Here is a 19,018-nt window from a genome sequence, read left to right as displayed (position 1 = left end):
ACCTGGCGTAAAGTTCGGTTATGATCGAACTACCAACCCTTGCCCACTGAGGCCAGTGCCACCATGACCGAACCCTATACTCCCCCCCGCGTCTGGACCCCCACCACCTCCGGCGGCAACTTCGCCAGCATCAACCGTCCCATTGCCGGCCCGACCCACGACAAGGAACTGCCGGTCGGCGAGCATCCCTTCCAGCTGTATTCCCTGGGCACGCCCAATGGCATGAAGGTGACCATCCTGCTGGAGGAATTACTGGCGGCCGGACATGCCGACGCCGAATACGACGCCTGGCTGATCCGCATCAGCGAGGGCGAGCAGTTTTCTAGCGGCTTCGTCGAAATCAACCCCAACTCCAAGATCCCGGCCCTGGTGGATCGCCGCGGCGCCGAGCCGCTGCGCGTCTTCGAGTCCGGTGCCATCCTGCTCTATCTCGCCGACAGCTTTGGCGCCTTCATTCCCAAGGATCATGCCGGCCGCACCGAGACCCTTAACTGGCTGTTCTGGCAGATGGGCTCGGCGCCCTTCGTCGGTGGTGGCTTCGGCCATTTCTACGCCTATGCGCCAGAAAAGCTCGAATACCCCATCAACCGCTACGCCATGGAAACCAAGCGCCAACTCGATGTGCTCGATCGCCTGTTGGCGGAGCGCAGCTATGTGGCCGGCGAGGAATACGGCATCGCCGACATCGCCATCTGGAGCTGGTACGGCAACCTGGTGCTCGGGCAGCTGTACAACGCCGCGGAATTCCTTTCCGTGCAGGACTACACCCACGTGCAACGCTGGGCGCAGACCATCGCCGCGCGTCCAGCGGTGCAACGTGGGCGCCGGGTGAATCGCACCTGGGGTGAGCCGGGCGAGCAACTGGCCGAACGGCATTCGGCCAGCGATTTCGACTGATCCGGAGGAACGGGCGGCGGCGGCATGCATCCGCCGCCGCTAGCGGCTCCAGTCCGCGGTCGCGGAGCCGAGTCGTGTCGCGGGGCGTTGCCACTGCAGCTCGACCCCGCCGATCCTCAGCGGCGCCCGCAAGCGCAGCGCCGGCCCCCACGCGGTAAGCTCTTGCGTCTTTCCGTAGTCTCCCTCCTCCGGCCCTCCAAACGCCGGACCGCTGCACGCCCCGGGTCGCTCGGTCAGCAGCCAGGCGGTACGGGCAAGGGACAGTCGCGCCGTCAGTGCTCGTCCCTCCCGCTGACGCAGCGCCAGCCCGCGAAGGGCGGCGGCAGCCATGAGGTAGCCGGTGGCATGATCGAGCGCCTGTACCGGCAAAGGCACCGGCGCTTCCACGCCTTGCCAGGCGCTGCCAGCCGCTGCGACGCCACAGGACATCTGCACCAGGCTGTCGTAACCCCTTCGTAGCGACCAGGGACCGCTCCAGCCATAGGCACAGAGCGAAATATCGATCAGGCCGGTATTCAGAGCACGTCGCGCCGCAGCTCCGTAACCCAGCCGCTCCAGCGCATCGGCGCGATAGCCGTGCACCAGGACGTCCGCCTCGGCCAGCAGCGACTCGAATCTCTGGCGATCGGCGGGCCGCCTGAGGTCGAGCCGCGCGCAGCGCTTACCCAGGGTGACCTCCGGCGCCTGAGCCGGCTCGTCCCAAGCGGGTGGATCGATCCGCAGCACCTCGGCGCCCAGGCCAGCCAGCAGGCGCGTGGCGATCGGCCCGGCGAGGATGCGGGTCAGGTCGAGGACGCGGATGCCCCGCAGGGGGCGTTGCGGATCGGGCCGCCAATTGCCTGTGATATCGGCGGCTGTCCATTCCTGGGCGATCAGGGGTTCGGCGCGGACGGCTTGCCCCTGAGGATGCGCCTGCCACTGCGCCTGCGTGCGCAGCCTCGCCGCGCAGCCGCCCGCAGCGACAAGGGCCGTTTCCAGGGCCTCGCCAGACCAGCCCGCCATGGCCTGCCCTACGGCATCGCGGCTATTGGCGCAGCCGAGCACGGCCAAGGCGCGCTCTCGGTGATGAGGCGCATTGGCGTGCAGCCGCAGCCAGCCATCGCGGGTGCGGTAATCGCCGGTGATGGGATCCCAGACGGCGGGCAATTCCCAGCCCAGGGGACGCAAGGTCGTCTTGAACCAGGCCGCGGCGAGATGACGATCCACCTGCACCGGGACTACGGATCCTCTCTCGGCCAGCAGGTCGGCAGAGGCCAATCCAGCGACACCGATCGCCGCCGTGGCAAGGTCGCTGACCGGGAAGCAGGAGACAAGGCTGTCACTGCCCAGGACCTGCACGTCCGAAATTCGGGCCGCAGGCAGGCCAAGCGCGGTGACAAGTTCGCCGAGCAGGGATTGAAAGGTGACTGTAGTGCTGGATGGGCGGGTCAAGGGTAGAACCTCCGAGTCAGCGGGCATCGCTGCCACAGTAGCCGGGTATGCCCTGGCAAGACATCCGCTTTCGTATGCCTACCGTCTAGCCTGACACGGGGACAAATCGCCCTTTGCCTGGGTCTCCCCTTCATCAGCCCACTACGCTATCGGGAGACCCAATGACCGAACGACAGCTCCTCATCGCCGGCGCCAGCGGCATCATAGGCCAGGCCGTGCTGGAGGCCTTCGCCAAGACCGGCTGGTCCATCACCACCGTCGGCCGCTCGAAACAAGCACCAAGTCGCTTTCCTCATCTGACGGCCGATCTGCTGGACAGCGATAGCCTGGCAGCAGCTAAGGCCAGTCTGGCTGGTGTCACGCACCTCTTCTACAGCGCCCTCAAGCCCAACACCGACCCGGGGGTCGAGGCGGACGAAAACGCCGCCATGCTGGAGAACCTGGTCGCCGCAGTACGAAGTGCCGGCGCCCCTCTGGCCCGCATCACCTTCGTCCAGGGCGGCAAGATCTATGGCGCCCACCTGGGGGTGTACAAGACCCCGGCCCGGGAAGACGACAGCCGCCACTTCCCGCCCAACCTCTACTTCCGTCATGAGGACTTCGTCCGTAGTCTCGAAGCCGACGGCATTCGTTGGACGGCGCTGCGACCCGACATCGTCATCGGCCATTCGCTGGGCTCAGCCATGAACCTGGGAAACCTGATCGGCCTCTACGGCGCCCTGTGCAAGGCGACCGGCACCGCCATGCAATTCCCCGGAACGGACCAGGCCTATCGCGGCGCCCTGGTCAACGTCACCGCCGCGCCGCTATTGGGTGAAGCCGCGGTCTGGGCAGCCGAAGAGGAACGTGACGGCGCCTTCAATCTCACCAATGGCGATGTCTTTCGCTGGAGTCACGTCTGGCCGCAGCTGGCCGACTGGTTCGGGCTGGACGTGGGCGAGCCGCAACCCATCTCCTTGGCCCAGCGCCTGACCGCGCTGAAGCCGGTGTGGCAAGCACTGGCGCAGCGCGAAGGGCTAGCCGAGGCCGACCCCGAGCGAATCGCGCCCGGTGCCTTTGGCGATTTCATCTTCCACGTCGAGAAGGACGCCATCTTCGATGTGACCAAGGCCCGGCAAGCGGGCTTCGAGCGAATGATCCTGAGGTCCGATGAAGTCTTGCTCGCGCACCTAGAGGACATGCGCCGGCGACGGCTGATCCCCTGAGGCGTCCCACGCCGTCCTGATGCGCGAAAACGTCCGGGACGGCATGCGGTCTCAACCTGATCGCTTCGCTCATCGCTGTTGGAGTTTCATGATGTACGCAGACACTCTCAGCTGGGGTCACGGCCCCCGCACTTTCGAGGTCTTTCTCGAGCCGACCTGCCCCTTCTCGGTCAAGGCCTTCAACAAGCTCGACGACCTGCTCACCCAGGCCGGCCCGGACCGGATCACCCTGAAGATCCGCCTGCAATCTCAACCCTGGCATCTGTTCTCCGGCGTGGTGGTGCGTTGTGTGCTGGCTGCCGCCACCCTGGAAGGCGGTAAGGACAGCGCTAAGGCGGTGCTGGCAGCGGTCGCCGCCCATCGCGAGGAATTCGAGTTCACCGATCACGCCACGGGACCCAATCGCGACGCCACGCCCAACGACATCATTGCGCGCCTGGAAGGCTACAGCGGCCTGGCCCTGGCCGACGCCTTCGCCAATCCGGACCTGCAGCACGCCATTAAGTGGCACTGCAAGTACGCCCGGCAGAACGGCATCCACGTCTCGCCAACCTTCATGATCGATGGCCTGGTGCAGCCCGATATCAGCAGCGGCGATTCGGTCGCGGATTGGATTGTTCGCCTGGCTTGAGCGCCGGAGCTGATGAGGCAGAAAAGGCATAGCCCGGTCACTCGCGCTATGCTCGGCGGCTTCCTCCCGATCCGAGACAGACTCTCTATGGCCTTCCCCTTTGTAACGCCATCTTGGAAGCCCTGAGTGTCTATCTGGGCCTGGCCGCCCTCGCCTTCGGTGCGGCCACGCTGTTGCCGCTGCAATCGGAAGCGGCCCTCGCAGGGCTGCTGCTGACCGAACGCTACGCCACACCGCTTCTGCTGCTGGCCGCCACGCTAGGGAACGTCATGGGTTCCATGCTGAACTGGTGGCTTGGCATCCACCTCGAGCGCTTCCGCCAGCGTCGCTGGTTTCCGGTATCGCCGGAACGACTTGACCGCATTCAGGCGGCCTATCAGCGCTGGGGCTGGTGGTCGCTGCTGCTCAGTTGGACGCCCGTTATCGGTGATCCCCTGACCCTGGTGGCCGGGGTGATGCGCGAGCCCCTGTGGCGCTTTCTATTGGTGGTGACTCTGGCCAAGGCCACGCGCTACGGCGTGGTCTGGAGTCTTACCCTCGGTTGGCGCTGACTCGGTGTCTTACGTCGGCTCTGGCTTCAGCCTGAAAACGTTCGCTGGCGCTGGCCGTGAGACGGACTGGTCGGGCTCAAATTTTCGACAAAACGTCGTGGCGCTTGAGGGCCTGCCGTAGACGTACCTAAGCGAAGCCTAGCGGATGACAGCCTTATTGGCCGATGCACCTTGGGGCAGGTAGGAAGTCTGATGACTTTCAACAGCCTTCAGGAGCGCCTTTCCATGAGCGACACCATCCAAGACAAGGTCGTAGTCATTACAGGGGCCAGCAGCGGCCTGGGTGAGGCTACCGCGCGTATGCTGGCCCAACACGGCGCGCATCTGGTGCTGGGCGCTCGCCGGCTTGAACGCCTGGAGGCACTGGCAAGCGATCTGCGGGCCACGGGCGCCCAGGTCGAGGTCAAGGCCACCGACGTGACCCAGGCCGAGCAGGTACAGGCGTTGGTCGATCTGGCCTTGGAGCGTCATGGCCGTGTCGACGTCATGCTCAACAATGCCGGGCTGATGCCGCATTCTCCGCTGGACCGGCGGCGTCTGGAAGACTGGGACCAGATGATCGACGTCAATATCAAGGGCGTGCTTTACGGCATCGCCGCGGTGCTGCCGACCATGCAGACACAGAAAAGCGGCCATATCATCAACGTCGCCTCGGTCGCCGGCCATAAGGTCCGCGCCGGCAGCACCGTCTATTCGGCCACCAAGCACGCCGTGCGGATCATCTCCGAAGGCTTGCGCCAGGAGGTCAAGCCCTACGGCCTGCGCACCACCATTCTCTCGCCCGGCGCGGTGGCAACCGAGTTGCCCAACACCATCACTGAAGCTGATGTCGCGGAAAATGTCCGCAAACTCTACGAATTGGCCATCCCGGCCGACGCCTTTGCCCGGGCCGTCATCTACGCTTTGAGTCAGCCGGACGACGTGGACATCAACGAGATCCTCTTCCGCCCCACGCGTCAGGAATACTGACCTCGCGACCTCAACCGGCCTGGCGCGTCCGCAGTCCCAGCCAGGCTGCCTCGACAACCGCCAGATCGGCGCGTGGAATGAGTTGGGCAGGAATGCGGCTGCTACGCGAAAGGTTGAAGACCTGGCGGCCCTCGGCGGTCATGACGTCCTGCATGACCTTGAACCCGGGCAGGATGCGATTGTGCAGATGCTCGTCCAGGCCGCAGGGTGATCTCGGGCCCGTGCTGCCCTCATAGAAGCGCGGCGCCTGCGCGTTGAGATCGACACCGGCGAGATAGATCTCGGTGAAGCCGAGGTGATAAGCCAGTTGCAAAGCGATGTAGGCCACCGTGCGCACATCGAAGATGCCGTAGTCCATATCGCGACTGAAACCAATGTCACGCGCCCGCCGGCTGAGTAGCGCCCGGGCGCGCTGCGCCTGCTCCCGCTCGACCCCCAGGTAGTGCTCCAGGCGCGTGCTGGGCGCGCGCCTGAGCATATGGGCCTTGCCGCGCAGGCGCTCCGACAGTCCTTCGATGGCCTCCGGCCACAAGGCCAGGTGCCGGGCCCGCTCAAGCCCCGACGCATAGAGCTCGGGTTGCTGAAGCGCAAAGCTCAGATCACTGCAGACGTAGAACATTGGTTCGATGGCGCTATCGGCCAACTTGGCGATAGCACCATTCATGGTGATGACCGGCACATCCCGCCAGGCGTCCAGGCAGAGCTCACCCGCTGAAGGTCCTGAGGCCAGCAAGAGCACCGGGCCTTGCTGGCTGCCCCTGAGCGCAGCGAAATCCTGGCTCATCGCCTTGAGCCTGCGACAGGTAAGCACCCGGCCAGGGGGAGTGACAGGAAAAGAGATCGATCAGGCGGCATAGGCATCGGCTCCCAGCAAAGACACGGCGGACGCCATTAGTCAGACATTATTGTCGACATCGATCGAAAAATTAACGGGAGGCAAAAAGGATTAACGCGATGTTTAGTGACCATCTCGATTCCTCCTGTCCTAGGCCGCTCACACGACACCAGCTGAAACCAGGCCCTGGACGGAACTGGATCCCTTGAGGATGCGCCAGAGGTAGGCCGGTACCTGCGGGTAGGCTCACCCGCGGTGGGCATGGCAGACGAGATCAACCGCTGACAGCGCGCACTGGCTAGGTAAGACGCTTGATCCTAGTCTTCCGCCTTGCAGCCGCGTGCTGTCTCCTTCACGGTTTGGTCCACGCGCAGCCTGCTCGCGCGACGAAAGGTAGGGGCCGCCACAGCGAGGCCAAGGATCCGTCGCGGATTCTGGACGTCGCTATCACGCCGGATAGCCGCCGTACCGCGATTCCCATGCATCTTGCCGGATGGGCAGGGGCGTATCGTGTCGAGGTCTCGCAGGAGCGCCGCGACCTGAGGCGCTTTACGCCTATTTCGCCCTGCTGCTAGGCGCTAGGAGCCGCGATAGGTACTGAAACCATAGGGGCTGAGCAACAGCGGAATATGGTAGTGCTGCTCCGGCTGGGTGACGTTAAACACCACGGGAATCTCCGGGAAGAAGGCGCTACGGCCCTGCTGGCGATAGTAGTCCCCGGTCTTGAAGACCACGCGGTATTCACCCTTCTCGAAGGTCTTTTCCTTGGGAAACAGTGCCGGCACCCGGCCCTGGTCATTGGTGACCTCTTCTGCCAGTGACTGCCAGCCCTGCCCCACCTGCCGCTCCAGGGTCACATGCACCCCCGCCGACGGCTTACCGTCTTCCAGGTTGAGTACATGGACACTTAGGGGATTGGGTGCGGCGATCGCAAGGCCGGACAGAGCCAGGCCAGACAAGAGAACAAAGGTCTTCATGGAGGTCTCCTTCAAGGATGGGATGTGAGATTGAGATGTTCGGCGGCCGCCAGCGCGCAACGCTCGTCCGCCCCATCCCCGCCGGCACCGGCGATGCCCAGGGCGCCGACCAGCTGGTCACCTTCATAGAGGGGGATGCCGCCCCCTAGCAGCAGCAACTCGGGCAGCGTGACGAGATTGGCGGCGTCTGGGTTCTGCCGGGCACGCTCGGCCAGCGCCTGCGACGGCGTGCGAGTAGACAGGGCTGTGAACGCCTTGCGTCGCGCCGCTTCGGCGTTGTGGGGTCCAACGCGGGTATCGCGCTGCAGGAGGATCAATTGGCCGCTGCGGTCGAGTACCGCGAGCGCTGCGCTGCAAGGCGCGGCCTGCGCCAGACGATGCGCGGCATCAAGGTCGAGATCGGGGTGCTGCGGCAGGGCCGCCTGCGCCTGACCGAGCAATGTGGCACCCAGCAGCGTGACGGTCAGACAGGAAAAAAAGCGCGACATGATTCGAGGTCCAGAAGATGACCTCGCCAAATTATCCTGATCGTTCGGTCAGAAACCGGTACTGCCGCATGACAATTTTGTCAGTTTCATCAGGTAGATAGCTGTATCTACAATGCCGCCTTGCCTCGTGGTCCGATCAAAAACGTCAGGCTGAGGTTATGCCGCTTTGCCCCGGCAGTGCTTTCGATGAAACAGTACGTACACCGCGTCAGCTAGGTGGCTTTGATTTTCAGTGAGGGGCGTCCGCAGATGCTGGCGGAAAGTCCCGGCGACAATGGTGCACCGGTTCGGCCGGATTTTGGCGGTGGGTGATAGCGGCTATCCCCAGGTATCCCTACCCGCGACGACCATCGACATAATCTCAACGAGTTTGCTGAACTCTTGATTGCAGAAACCTTCCGGCTTGTCCCTGTGCCCTTGAATAGATTGCCGCCCGACTGCGGCGCGGCAAAACCATCTGTGGCACTGCCGACAGCGCTCGAAGCGAAGGCAAGGACGCCGTTTTGAGATCCGTAGCAGGCACCTACGGTACAGGGCATGTTTTGCCGCGCCCGGTCTAAAACGCCTGCCGATTTGCAGCCAGCGCCCGGCTGCCACAACCTCGTCAGTCTACGGTAGCCGTCTCGACCCTGATCTGCGCCACTGCTCTGAAGGACTCCAATTGTGTCTCTTGCGCTTGGGAATCGGTGATAAGCGTCCATTCCCGTTCAAGAGGCGTCCAGTGTTGCTGGCGGGCACGACCAAGTTTGTCGGCGTCGGCGAGAACGAACACTTGGGCAGCGCGCTTGATGATGCACTCCTTCAAGTAGGCCTGCTGGTCGCTTGCCTCGCACAGGCCGAACTCGGCCACCACACCGTCCGCCCCTAGGAACGCCTTGTCCACGCTCAGGCGGCTGAGGGTCAGCTCCGCCAGCGGGCCGAGGGTACTCATGCTCGAACCGCGTAGGTCGCCGCCGATCAGGGTCAGGCGAACGCCCGGCGCGTTGGCCAGGGGTGTCACCGCGAGCAGATTGTTCGTGACCACATGCAGGTTCTGCCGCGCACACAGGTGCAACGCCAGCGCCGCGCAGGTGGTGCCGCCGTCGAGCAACAGTGTGTCACCGTCTTCCACGTGCCTGGCCGCTGCCCTGGCGATGGCGTCTTTCTGATCTCGCTGGCTGGCCTTGCGCTCTTCCAGCGAGGCTTCAGGCTCGTGCATGCCGAGCAGCGCCGTCGCGCCGCCGTGGGTGCGCACCAGGTGCCGCTGCTTGGCGAGCATAGCCAAATCGCGGCGCACGGTGGCTTCCGACACGCCGAGAGCTGCGCTCAATTGCTCGACGTGGGTGTCTCGGGCGCGCACCAGCTCGAGGATGGCGCGATGACGGTCGGCGGCTTTCATAGACGGCCTTGTGACGAAAGGGCCGACAATCTTACACAAGGGTGACGCAAGCCCTCACCCTCGACGAGTGGCCAGCTCAGCTCCCTGACGCAGTGCTTCGAGCAGGCTGCGCTCGTCGGCGATACCCTTGCCGGCAATGTCGAAGGCCGTGCCGTGGTCGACCGAGGTGCGAATAACGTCCAGGCCGACAGTAACATTCACCCCCGCCTCCAAACCCAGGACCTTGACTGGGCCATGCCCCTGGTCGTGATACATGGCCACCACCAGGTCAAAATCCCCACGGCCGGCGCGGAAGAACAAGGTGTCGGCCGGCAGCGGGCCGGTCACGTCCAGGCCCTGCGCCTGTAACAGTTTTACGGCCGGGATGATCTTTTCCTCTTCCTCGCCGTAGCCGAACAGGCCGTTTTCACCTGCGTGCGGGTTGATGCCACACACACCGATGCGCGGCCGGGCGATGCCTGCCTTGATCAGGGTGGCATTGCCGCGTTCGATGGTGCGCTGGACCAGGCCGGGCTCAATCTTGCGAATTGCGTCGATGATGCCCATGTGCGTGGTGACGTGGATCACCCGCAACTGAGGTGCCACTAGCATCATCGACACTTCGTCAACATGGGTCAGGTGGGCAAGCATTTCGGTGTGCCCCGGGTATTTGTGGCCCCCGGCATGCAGCGCCTCTTTGTTTAGCGGGGCGGTACAGATGGCGTCGATCTGGCCAGCTTCGGCCAGTTGCACTGCCCGGGCAATGTATTGATAGGCGCCGTCACCGGCGATGGGCGACAACTGACCGAAGGGCAGGTCTGCAGGGATCAGCGCCAGGTCGATGCAGTCGATGATGCCTGGCTCATAGCGCGCTTCATCGGCATCTTGGATGCGACGCACCTTGGCGCTGCCCTTGACGATCTCGTTCGCCTGCTCCAAGCGCTGCGCATCGCCGATCACCAGTGGGCGGCACTGTTGGTACACCACCTGGTGGGCGAGGCTCTTGACGATGATTTCCGGGCCTACCCCGGTCGCATCGCCCATGGTGATGCCGATGACGGGTAGATAATTACTCATGATGGGTACCTTGTAGCGCAGAATTTAAGATAGGACCCGCAGCGTCATGCGCGGGCTCGACAGCGTTGTGCATATGCAGCCAGGCGGCGTACAGCGCGTGATCCGTGCCGAACGCACCCGCTTTGGTCACCACCCCGGGACGGTGCCCTTCGCGGGTAGAAATGGGATGCCCGAATGCGACACCCGCTTCGATTTCACAGAGCAGCTGGAGGCTGCCAATGCCGACGGCTCCCAACATGGCCCGTGCGGTTTCGCCGCCCGTTGCGACCAGGCCGCCGACATAGACAAAATGCTGCTTCACGAGCTGCGCGAGCGAAGTAGAAAGCTGCGCGCCCTCGGCAGGGTTGAAGGTCTCATCCCGGCCGATACGGACCAGTAGGTCGTTGCCACCACCGAGCACCTGGCCGATACGAGCTTCCCACTGGGCCCAGTCCGCGTGTGAAGGGCCTTGGCGCAATACCGCCGGCGGCACCGTCAATTCGGTAACGCCAGCGCGATCCTTAAGCATCGCGCACTGGCGCTCGGACACGCTGGACAGGCTGCCGACCAGCACCAACGTAGGCGCGAATTTTTTCCGCGTAGTGGTCGGCATCGGCGATGGCGTGCCAAGCAATTCAGGCAGCGCAGCCATTTCCCGGGCCAAGCCGCCCGAACCCACCCAGAACAGCGGTTCCGACAATTGGGCCGTTACCCGGGCCAGGATCCGCAGGTCCTCGCTACTCTCAGCGTCGACAATCAGCGCATCGGCCAGCCCGCCTGCCGTGTCCGCGATAAGTCGGGCCAGCGCTGCCGCGTCACCGCGCAGCGTCTCCAGCGGCAGCCTGGCCACGCGAAGGCCGACCTCCTCAAGCAGCGTGGATATATCCGCGCAACGGCCGGCATGCTCGAGTTGCCAAGTGTCTGTGCTCTCGAGTGAGTGACCGTTAACCCACACCTTGCCTTGCAGTGTGGTTCGCCCTGTGGCTGGGAAGGCGGGCGCGATGATTGCCAGACCCGCGTCTAGCTTCAAGGCGGCAACTTCCGCCGCCCAGTTACCACGCAGGGTGGAGTCGATCTTCTTGTACAGGCGCTGCCCCGGTCGGCGCAGGGTGTGCCACGCTTTGAGAGTGCGTTCACCTGCCTGTGCTGGTAAGAGCCGACGAGTGTCGGTATCGATGGCCACCACCTCCGCACCCCCGGTATCGTGGGATGGATCCAGGGCCACGACCGTGCTCTGTCCGGCGCCCGCGAAGGCAATGGCACAGTCCGCCGCGCCCGATAGATCGTCCGCGATGATCAACAACGTCATCGAATGACCTCCCGCCGCGCGTCGGCACCGTCACGCTCGTTCGCGCCTTCCAGTGCCGCACCGTGACGCGCCTGATAACGCTTGGCGACCGACGCCGTGAGAATCGGCGACAGCACAGCGGTCACCACGACACAGGCGGCCACCAGCAAGGTGGCGGAATTGGCCGCTTCGGTGTAGATCGGGTTGGCCGCCGCCACCAGCGCAGGCACCGCTGCCGCGTTGCCTGCGGTATTCGCCGCTGCCACCCCTGCAACGCCAGTACCTCCCGAGGCGCGGTCCGCGAAGTACAGGGGGATGCCCGTGAGGACCACTACGGCCAAGCCCAGACCGATGCCCAGTAAGCCGGCCTGCCATACCTTGTGCAGGTCCAGGCTCGCCCCCAGCGCCAGGGCGAAAAAGGGGATCATCACCGGCACGGCCTTGGCCAGGAACTCGCGCATTTCACGGTCGAGATTGCCCAGCAACATCCCGAGCAGCAGCGGCAGGATCGCGCCCACCAGCGTTGGCCAAGGGAAGGCCGCTAGCCCGGCAACGCCCAGGGTGACCATGGTCAGGAACGGGCCCGACTCCAGCGACATCACCGAATAGGCCCCCACATCTTCGGAGCGTCCGTACTGACCCATTAGCGCCATGTACAGGCCGCCATTGATGTCGTTCATCGCTGCTACCACTGCCAGAGTGGAAAGCCCAGCGAACACTCCCGAACTGATCGGCTGCTCACCCAGGAACTGGCCCATGATCACGCCAATTACCATCGCAGTGCCGACCTTGGTGCCAAACAGCACCCCGCCCTTTTTCAGCAAATAAGGCGTCGACTTGATATCAATGCTCGCGCCCATGCACACATAAAACACCGCCAGGATGGGCAGCGACCCGGTGAACAACGCGTTGGTGAACGAACCGAAGAACTTCGGCATGTCCGGCAGGAAGGTAGCGACGAGCGAGCCGATCAACAACGGCACAATCATCATGCCACCGGGTACACGCTCGATACTGCGCTTGATTGGAATCTGGGCCACGGGAGAGCTCCTTGTTTTTATAGGTGCCGCAGTGATGGGGGGTGGAACGGTTGCGAAAGCATACTGAGCAAACCGATCAATTTCTTGACCGTTTCGCGCAAATCAGCATACGGAAGATAAATAGAATGCGCAAATCAAACAGAATTTTGATCGATTTGAGCAGGATGAGCGTTAGCGGGGATCAGCGAACGGCCTGCGTCAGCACACAACACACGAGGCAGATCGGGACACCAACGTAGAGCTGCTTGGCCAATACTCGAATGCCCAACGCGTCAAGCTGGAAGGCGTGGCCGCCGAGAGGGGGAAATTGATCGACAGGCGCGGCGAGAGATGTCTGACCATTGTGGGACGGCATACCTTGAGGGACTGATGATCCAACAGGCAGCCGAAGCGTGCGTGCTTGACGACTCGACCAAGCTGGGTCGTGATCGCCAGCAGCACTGGACACTACTGAAGACGGACTGGACGCTGATTACTGATGCCACCGCGACCGAGGTCCTAACCCCGTTCAGGCAGCAGGGCCTGGTTCAGGTCGACGCGGTTTTCTAAGGGTTGACTCGCTGATGCTGATTTACGCAGGACCTGTGAGCGGATGAGTCAGTAGCGACCGTTAGCGACTCGCGACCCACACGCTCAGCTCCCGTCCTGGCGTGGTCTAGGTGCATACCGTACGCCGCGTTATCATTTCATTAAACCGACTGCCGGGTCTGGGCAAGCACCTGGGCGAGGAGCCTAAAAGGCCCCCGCAGTTGATACGGCAATGGTCCGGTATCAGGTAAAACCGCCGACAAGGGCGTACAAGCGGTCCGTCGACGGCCTGATTGAGCTGCTGGCCTTGAGCAGCAACGATGCAGCGACTTCCCCCTACTCAGCTTCGAAACTAAGGGCGGGCGGCCGGCTACGAAAACCTCCCGTCAGCCAAGCCAGATAGAGTCCACCGAGCATCAGCCAGCTGCAGCCAAGCATGATCGCCAAGCGGTCGAGGCTGATCATCAGCCAGAGCGTCGCCAACAGACCAATAAGCGGACACAGCAGATAGAGCACCAGTTGTAGGGGGCCACGCTTTTGGGGCTGACGCGCGAAGTGAACGATCACCGAGAGGTTCACCAGGCTGAACGCCAGAAAGGCGCCGAAGTTGATGAATGAGGTCGAGGTGGTGACGTCAAGTTGCAGGGCCAGCAGTGCGACCACCGCACAGACCAGGATAGCGCCTACCGGCGTACCGAAGCGCGGGCTCAGGGTGCCCAGTAGCGCCTTGGGCAGCACGCCATCGCGGCCCATGGCAAACATCAGGCGCGAGGCGCTGGCCTGCGCCGACAAGCCCGAGGTGAACTGGCCCACGATCAACCCGATCAGGAAGACCGACACAAACAGATCACCGCCGATATTGCGTGCGATCTCGTAAGCGGCCGCATCGCTGCTTTCAAATTGGGTGGACGGATGAGCCAGCTGAACGAAATAGGCCGTGACCACGAAGATCAGTCCACCGATCAGGGTGATCAGCAGGATCGCCCGAGGAATGGTGCGCTGAGGGTCGCGGGTTTCCTCCGTCAGGGTGCTGACCGCATCAAAGCCCAGGAAGGAGTAGCAGGCTACCGCCGCGCCCGCCATCACCAGGGGCAGGTTCACGCCCTCGCCCACGAACGGCTGCAGCGACAACAGCGGCTTGCTGGCGTCGCCCAATATGTAATGCGCGCACAGCGCCACGAAGGCCAGCAGCACCAGAAATTGCACCAGCATCAGTACGCTGTTGATGCCCTTGGCCAGGTGCAGGCCCACGATGTTGATCACGCTGGTGACCAGGATGAACGTCAGCACCCACAGCGCCTGGGGCAGCTGCGGGAACGCCGAATGAAGGTAAGCCGCGCCGATCAGCCAGATCGCCATCGGCAGGAAGAGGTAGTCGAGCAACACCGCCCAACCAGCGATAAACCCGAGGTGATCGCTGATGCTGTGGCGCACATAGCTATAGGCCGACCCGGCTACCGGAAAGAGCTTGGCCATTCGCGCGTAGCTCAGCGCGGTGAAGCACATCGCCACCGCAGCGGCCAGGTAGGCCGCTGATACGGCGCCGTGAGTGATCTCGGCAAGGATGCCGAACGTGCCGAGTACGATGATCGGCGTCATGTAGGCGATGCCGAACAGCACCACCGCTCCCAGAGAGAGGGATCGTTGCAGACGAGCCATTACTGGTTACTCCCATTTTATACGTTGTTATGGCAGGACCGAAGTCGGCAAAAGCGCGCGGCAAAGCCGCAACGGGCGCGTCTGTGGCGCCCTTCAGAAGGGAAATGTCAGGGGATCAGTAGCTCACGCACGCCATTGGCATGGTCGATACGCGTACCTGGCAGCGTCATGCGGCGCTCTTCCAGGTAGCGATAGTCACGGCGGGCTTCGGCCAAGCGATGAAAGTCCAGGGAGATGGACTGCGCGCAGGGCTCTCGACCGGCTTCCAGCAGCAGGCTGCCGTTGGGGTCGACCACTGCACTGCCACCGGCGAATACCAGACCGTCATCGCCTGCGCCGACCCGGTTGGTCATGACCGCATAGGCCTGGTTTTCCATCGCCCGCGCCATAATCGCGGTTCGGTGCGTCGGCCCGTAGGGGTCCATGTTGCCGTTGGTGACGATCAGCAGCTCTGCGCCAAGCTCACCCAGGGCCCGTGCGCTCTCAGGGAATTCGATGTCGAAGCACACCAGCAAGCCGACCCGTACGCCGTCCAGCAGCGCAGTGGCGTAGCGATCGCCCGGCGCGAACACGCCGCGATCCGACGCCCACAGGTGCGTCTTGCGGTAGGTCAGCACAATGTCCTGCCCGTCCATCAACACAGTGGTGTTATAGAACGTGCCACCGTCGTCCTCGGCAAAACCGATGGCAACAGCCAGCCCACGCGCAGCCGCTGCCTTGCCGATAGCCGTCAGGCTCGGGCCATTCAAAGGCTCAGCCAGGGCTGCAACGTTTTCTGGCGTCGGAAAGCCCGTCAGGTAGGTCTCGGGGAACACCAACAGGCGAGTGCCCGCCCTGCACGCCGCGATAGCCTGCAGGGCCTGGGCGAGATTGTGGGCCGTATCACCATCACGACCGGTGAGCTGAGCGAGTTCAACTTGCATGACGGGGCTCCGTTCTTGGTGTTGCATCACGTGGGGGGCAAACACAAAATGCGGACACCCCTCCGTCCGCAGTCGAGTATGGAGGCGGAGCCACACAGGCGGAATTACGCACGCGGGGTAACCCCATAGGGGTAGACAGATGACCATGACCTTGCACGACATCGCCTTCCATCAGACCGTGGCCGAACTCATCGAAGCGCTCGAACGCCCGCATTTTTGGCGTGCCATGACCCGCTCGCTGGAGCAGTACGTACATCACGACAGCTGGGTGGCGTTGATCTTTAGCGAGGGACGCCCGCAGGTGCTGGCCGAAAGTCCCGGCGACGACGGTGCACCGGACCGGCTCTTTCAGGACTACCTGCACGGCCTGTACCTGCTCGATCCGTTCTACATCGCCAGTCGCGAGAGTCAGCGTGAGGGTCTTGTACGCTTGAGCGAAATCGCGCCTGACTGTTTCGAGCAAACGGACTACTACCAGCGCTACTTCAGGCTCAACGTGGTCGCTGATGAGGTGCAGTTCAATGTCGCCCTCCCCGGTGCTCGAACGCTGTGTCTGTCACTGGGTTCACGGCAACGCTTCCAACCTGACCAGATAGCCCTGCTCTCTCTGGTAGCGCCCTGGGTTACCGCGTTGGTGCGCCAGCGCCTGCGCTACGAGCCGGAGCCCAGCGAGCCGACAGCTGCTCCCCCTTGGCAGGAGCGCCTTGAACGGATGGCACGCCAAGTAGAAACGGCGCTGACCGGTCGCGAGCTGGAAGTGGCGCGCCTGGTCCTCAGCGGGTACTCCAGTAAAGAAGTGGCGCGCAAACTCGCCATTTCGGCTGAGACCGTGAAGGTGCACCGCAAGCACGTCTACAGCAAGCTGGGCATCAAGTCGCAGTCGGAGCTGTTCGCGGTTTTCCTGCAGGCTCAGCGCGGATGACGCCACAGATTTGCACCGCGGAGTGCAATGAAGAAAGCAACCTGGTCAGCATGCTCATGAGGGCCCCCCTGTATGCGTGATGGGTTGATCAACCGGCGGTGACAGTCATGCCGCCATCGGCCATGACCACCGAGCCGACCATGAAGCTTGCGCGGTCCGAGGTGAGAAAGGCGACAATCTCGGCAATTTCCTCCGGTTGCGCAGCACGGCCAATGGGCGCGGCTTCGCCGTGCTGGGCAAGACAACCCGGGCCGTCGCCGACCACGTCATTAAGGATGTTGGTGACGACGTCGCCGACCCCGACCGCGTTGACGCGGATGCTATGCTCGATGGCTTCGAGCGCGAGCGTGCGGGTCAGTTGGCCAGTGTGTCCCTTAGGCGTCGATGGTGGGAAACGCACAGCAGGATGCGTATGAGACCACGTTGACGATATCCCCGGATTTGTTGGGCATCGTTGCCTTGATGGCCTCGCGGCACCAGCATCGGTTGAGAGCGGTCGTAGCGAGGAAAGCCGGGAAGACAATTAAATTTGCGCAGGTTGACACCGACCCGTAGTCGTTCGGTCGGGACCTAAATCAGCCACAGCCGCCAGGACCTGCGTTCTTTGACCGACGACCGTGTCTGAGGGCCGCCCGATTTGGAAACGCGGCGCGAGTAGGCGACGCGCCGCGCATGTTCACCTTTGGCCGGGCGCAGCAGGCGATCGTAAGAGGTGGCTTAGCGCCGCTTATTTTTCCACTAATCAAAGATGGGTACTGTATGTCCAATAGACAGGAGCCGCCATTAGGGCTATCTGCGGGCGATTTCGATGAAGACCCTATAGATCCGCGGCTCGAGCTGTCGCCTGCTGATATCGCGGCCGAAGAGGAACAAATTGCTCGGTATCAGGCTGAGCTGACGCTGGAGAAGACTCTGCTGGAGATCGACAAGCTCAACATCGAACTCACAGAGCTACGCGTCGACTCATTTCGAAAATGGGCCACGCTTGCAGCAGTAATCACCGGTGTTATGATCACGCTCATATCGGCCGTGAATAAGGCCCCGGAGGCGCCGCCCTCCAAAGGAGTAGCGCATGAACGCACAAGCCATAAATGAGTCGAGACGCCGTCGGGTAGAAGCCACACGCGCTGAGGTCGACGCGGTTCTTGAGAAGTCTGCCAGGTACCGTAAGCGTCAGGCCAATCCTCTGTGGATCGCGGTGCCCGTACTCAGCGGCGCGGCCTTTACTGCTGGCGTAGCCTATCTCGCCCACCTGCTCGTGTAACTCTGTCGCCGGTGAAGGAGCCCTCTCGCGAGGGCTTTTTTGTGCCCGCTATTCCTGCAAGCGCACATACACCAGGTCCCGTCGAGGAGCCGGCACTGCTCCTTCCCAGGCAACTGCCTGAGAGAGTCTAGGGTGCGAGAATCAGGCCCCCCTGTCGCTCACTCAACCGCGTCCCAGTCGCTGAATCAGGCTTTCAAGCAACTCCATGACCAGCTGGCGATCCTCGGCGCTGAGGGTAGCCAGGCGCGTTTCGAGATGTCGGGCCTGATCCTGAGGCCGGGCACTTGCCTCGGTCAGCAAGTCCGCTGCTTCACAGCCGAATACCTCCGCCAGAGACAATAAGCGCTCGATGTTGGGCATGACCAGACCGCGCTCAATGCGTGATACCGCTTCGTTGCCTATCCCCAATCGTTCGGCGATCTGCTCCTGGGTGAACCCACAGCGGATGCGCTGCCGAGCAATGGCTCGCCCCACCAGACCTGCCAATGCCGCCGTATCGTACTCAGCCATGACGCCCTCCCTTCAACCTCAATGGTCGAGCGACACCCTGTTGACATGAAGGGCATTACAGGTTGAATATCAACCCTATAGGTTGGCTTGCTAAAGCTCGCCTAGCTGCTCATGGGCAGCTAGTTAGAGGGCCGGAATCCTCTTGGTCACCAGAGACATGGCTGGCCCGGCACCTTGGGCAATAGCACCTTTAAGGCTGCTGCTAAGGCTGAAATACCTCCAAGCCATCGAGTGCAGACTGAAGTGCTGAGCGACCTGACCGGACAGGATCGATTAATCGACCCACAGACGGACGTTAGGAAAATCGAGGTATACGCATCATGAAGCACACCAAGAACTCCCGTATCTATTCGCTCCCTCAGAAAGGTATCGACGCCAGCCACTTCGCAAGCTGTTGCCGCTGACCGAAAACTGACCCAGTAGAGGCTGTTCTGCCGACTGAAAACTGACCCAGGTGTTCAACTGCTTCTGCTCAATTTTTGAGCAG

At 62.8% G+C, this 19,018-nt stretch carries 19 protein-coding genes and 1 pseudogene; 8 read left to right on the top strand and 12 right to left on the bottom strand.

What is annotated here, in order from left to right; genetic code table 11:
- Positions 1 to 63: 63 nt before the first annotated feature.
- A complete protein-coding gene (gene yghU / locus EC839_RS20545; RefSeq protein WP_007159129.1) occupies positions 64 to 897 on the top strand; it encodes a glutathione-dependent disulfide-bond oxidoreductase in 834 nt (277 codons plus the stop codon).
- Between the two features lie 39 nt (positions 898 to 936).
- Here the strand turns inward: yghU and EC839_RS20540 are convergent, their stop codons facing one another.
- Positions 937 to 2,328 (bottom strand): CoA transferase, encoded by a 1,392-nt coding sequence (locus EC839_RS20540; protein WP_007159130.1) that lies wholly within the window; start codon positions 2,326 to 2,328, stop codon positions 937 to 939.
- A 161-nt stretch (positions 2,329 to 2,489) separates the two neighbouring features.
- Here EC839_RS20540 and EC839_RS20535 point away from each other — a divergent pair, with 161 nt between their 5' ends.
- The 4 genes from EC839_RS20535 to EC839_RS20520 all read left to right on the top strand — a co-directional run bounded on the left by EC839_RS20535 (position 2,490) and on the right by EC839_RS20520 (position 5,684).
- Positions 2,490 to 3,533: an NAD-dependent epimerase/dehydratase family protein gene (locus EC839_RS20535; RefSeq protein WP_007159131.1), complete on the top strand. Its 1,044-nt coding sequence runs from the start codon at positions 2,490 to 2,492 to the stop codon at positions 3,531 to 3,533.
- 91 nt (positions 3,534 to 3,624) lie between these two features.
- Positions 3,625 to 4,164, top strand: coding sequence for a thioredoxin domain-containing protein (locus EC839_RS20530; protein WP_007159132.1), 540 nt, complete (start codon positions 3,625 to 3,627; stop codon positions 4,162 to 4,164).
- Between the two features lie 113 nt (positions 4,165 to 4,277).
- A complete protein-coding gene (locus EC839_RS20525) occupies positions 4,278 to 4,715 on the top strand; it encodes a YqaA family protein (RefSeq protein ID WP_007159133.1) in 438 nt (145 codons plus the stop codon).
- Between the two features lie 225 nt (positions 4,716 to 4,940).
- Positions 4,941 to 5,684, top strand: a complete 744-nt coding sequence (locus tag EC839_RS20520) for an SDR family oxidoreductase (RefSeq protein WP_007159134.1) — start codon at positions 4,941 to 4,943, stop codon at positions 5,682 to 5,684.
- A 10-nt stretch (positions 5,685 to 5,694) separates the two neighbouring features.
- Here the strand turns inward: EC839_RS20520 and EC839_RS20515 are convergent, their stop codons facing one another.
- From EC839_RS20515 to EC839_RS20480, 7 genes are all read right to left on the bottom strand, one after another.
- A complete protein-coding gene (locus EC839_RS20515) occupies positions 5,695 to 6,468 on the bottom strand; it encodes a hypothetical protein (protein ID WP_007159135.1) in 774 nt (257 codons plus the stop codon).
- A 629-nt stretch (positions 6,469 to 7,097) separates the two neighbouring features.
- Positions 7,098 to 7,496 carry a hydroxyisourate hydrolase gene (uraH, locus tag EC839_RS20510; protein WP_007159136.1) on the bottom strand — a complete coding sequence of 133 codons (399 nt, stop codon included), beginning with the start codon at positions 7,494 to 7,496 and terminating at the stop codon, positions 7,098 to 7,100.
- Between the two features lie 11 nt (positions 7,497 to 7,507).
- Positions 7,508 to 7,984: a heme-binding protein gene (locus EC839_RS20505; protein WP_007159137.1), complete on the bottom strand. Its 477-nt coding sequence runs from the start codon at positions 7,982 to 7,984 to the stop codon at positions 7,508 to 7,510.
- 604 nt (positions 7,985 to 8,588) lie between these two features.
- The gene (locus EC839_RS20495) at positions 8,589 to 9,362 is read right to left on the bottom strand and encodes a DeoR/GlpR family DNA-binding transcription regulator (RefSeq protein WP_007159138.1); all 774 of its coding nucleotides are present in this window, start codon (positions 9,360 to 9,362) and stop codon (positions 8,589 to 8,591) included.
- 54 nt (positions 9,363 to 9,416) lie between these two features.
- Positions 9,417 to 10,418, bottom strand: a complete 1,002-nt coding sequence (gene pdxA / locus EC839_RS20490) for a 4-hydroxythreonine-4-phosphate dehydrogenase PdxA (protein WP_007159139.1) — start codon at positions 10,416 to 10,418, stop codon at positions 9,417 to 9,419.
- Positions 10,411 to 11,706 carry a four-carbon acid sugar kinase family protein gene (locus EC839_RS20485; protein ID WP_007159140.1) on the bottom strand — a complete coding sequence of 432 codons (1,296 nt, stop codon included), beginning with the start codon at positions 11,704 to 11,706 and terminating at the stop codon, positions 10,411 to 10,413. Before EC839_RS20485 ends, pdxA begins: the two co-directional genes overlap by 8 nt.
- A complete protein-coding gene (locus tag EC839_RS20480; RefSeq protein WP_132833147.1) occupies positions 11,703 to 12,725 on the bottom strand; it encodes a 2-keto-3-deoxygluconate permease in 1,023 nt (340 codons plus the stop codon). Before EC839_RS20480 ends, EC839_RS20485 begins: the two co-directional genes overlap by 4 nt.
- A gap of 369 nt (positions 12,726 to 13,094) precedes the next feature.
- Here EC839_RS20480 and EC839_RS20475 point away from each other — a divergent pair, with 369 nt between their 5' ends.
- Positions 13,095 to 13,274 (top strand): hypothetical protein, encoded by a 180-nt coding sequence (locus EC839_RS20475; protein ID WP_039975329.1) that lies wholly within the window; start codon positions 13,095 to 13,097, stop codon positions 13,272 to 13,274.
- Positions 13,275 to 13,589: 315 nt separating this feature from the next.
- Here the strand turns inward: EC839_RS20475 and EC839_RS20470 are convergent, their stop codons facing one another.
- Both EC839_RS20470 and EC839_RS20465 read right to left on the bottom strand, forming a co-directional pair.
- Positions 13,590 to 14,912 carry an APC family permease gene (locus tag EC839_RS20470; protein ID WP_039975331.1) on the bottom strand — a complete coding sequence of 441 codons (1,323 nt, stop codon included), beginning with the start codon at positions 14,910 to 14,912 and terminating at the stop codon, positions 13,590 to 13,592.
- Between the two features lie 107 nt (positions 14,913 to 15,019).
- A complete protein-coding gene (locus tag EC839_RS20465) occupies positions 15,020 to 15,835 on the bottom strand; it encodes a carbon-nitrogen hydrolase family protein (RefSeq protein ID WP_007159144.1) in 816 nt (271 codons plus the stop codon).
- A gap of 139 nt (positions 15,836 to 15,974) precedes the next feature.
- Here EC839_RS20465 and EC839_RS20460 point away from each other — a divergent pair, with 139 nt between their 5' ends.
- The gene (locus EC839_RS20460) at positions 15,975 to 16,757 is read left to right on the top strand and encodes a LuxR C-terminal-related transcriptional regulator (protein ID WP_007159145.1); all 783 of its coding nucleotides are present in this window, start codon (positions 15,975 to 15,977) and stop codon (positions 16,755 to 16,757) included.
- A gap of 88 nt (positions 16,758 to 16,845) precedes the next feature.
- Here EC839_RS20460 and EC839_RS20455 read toward each other — a convergent pair.
- Positions 16,846 to 17,233, bottom strand: a pseudogene (locus EC839_RS20455) (SDR family oxidoreductase); the annotation flags it as partial.
- A gap of 196 nt (positions 17,234 to 17,429) precedes the next feature.
- On the opposite strand from EC839_RS20455, the gene EC839_RS20450 reads away from it, so the two are divergent.
- Positions 17,430 to 17,852, top strand: coding sequence for a hypothetical protein (locus EC839_RS20450; RefSeq protein ID WP_007159147.1), 423 nt, complete (start codon positions 17,430 to 17,432; stop codon positions 17,850 to 17,852).
- A 331-nt stretch (positions 17,853 to 18,183) separates the two neighbouring features.
- On the opposite strand, the gene EC839_RS20440 is transcribed toward EC839_RS20450, so the two are convergent.
- Entirely contained in the window at positions 18,184 to 18,531 is a 348-nt protein-coding gene (locus tag EC839_RS20440) for a helix-turn-helix domain-containing protein (protein ID WP_007159148.1), read from the bottom strand.
- Positions 18,532 to 19,018: the final 487 nt, after the last annotated feature.

The sequence above is a fragment of the Pseudomonas sp. JUb52 genome (genome assembly GCF_004341115.1).
Lineage (GTDB): Bacteria > Pseudomonadota > Gammaproteobacteria > Pseudomonadales > Pseudomonadaceae > Chryseomonas > Chryseomonas oryzihabitans.
This window is presented reverse-complemented; position numbering and strand designations above follow the sequence as displayed.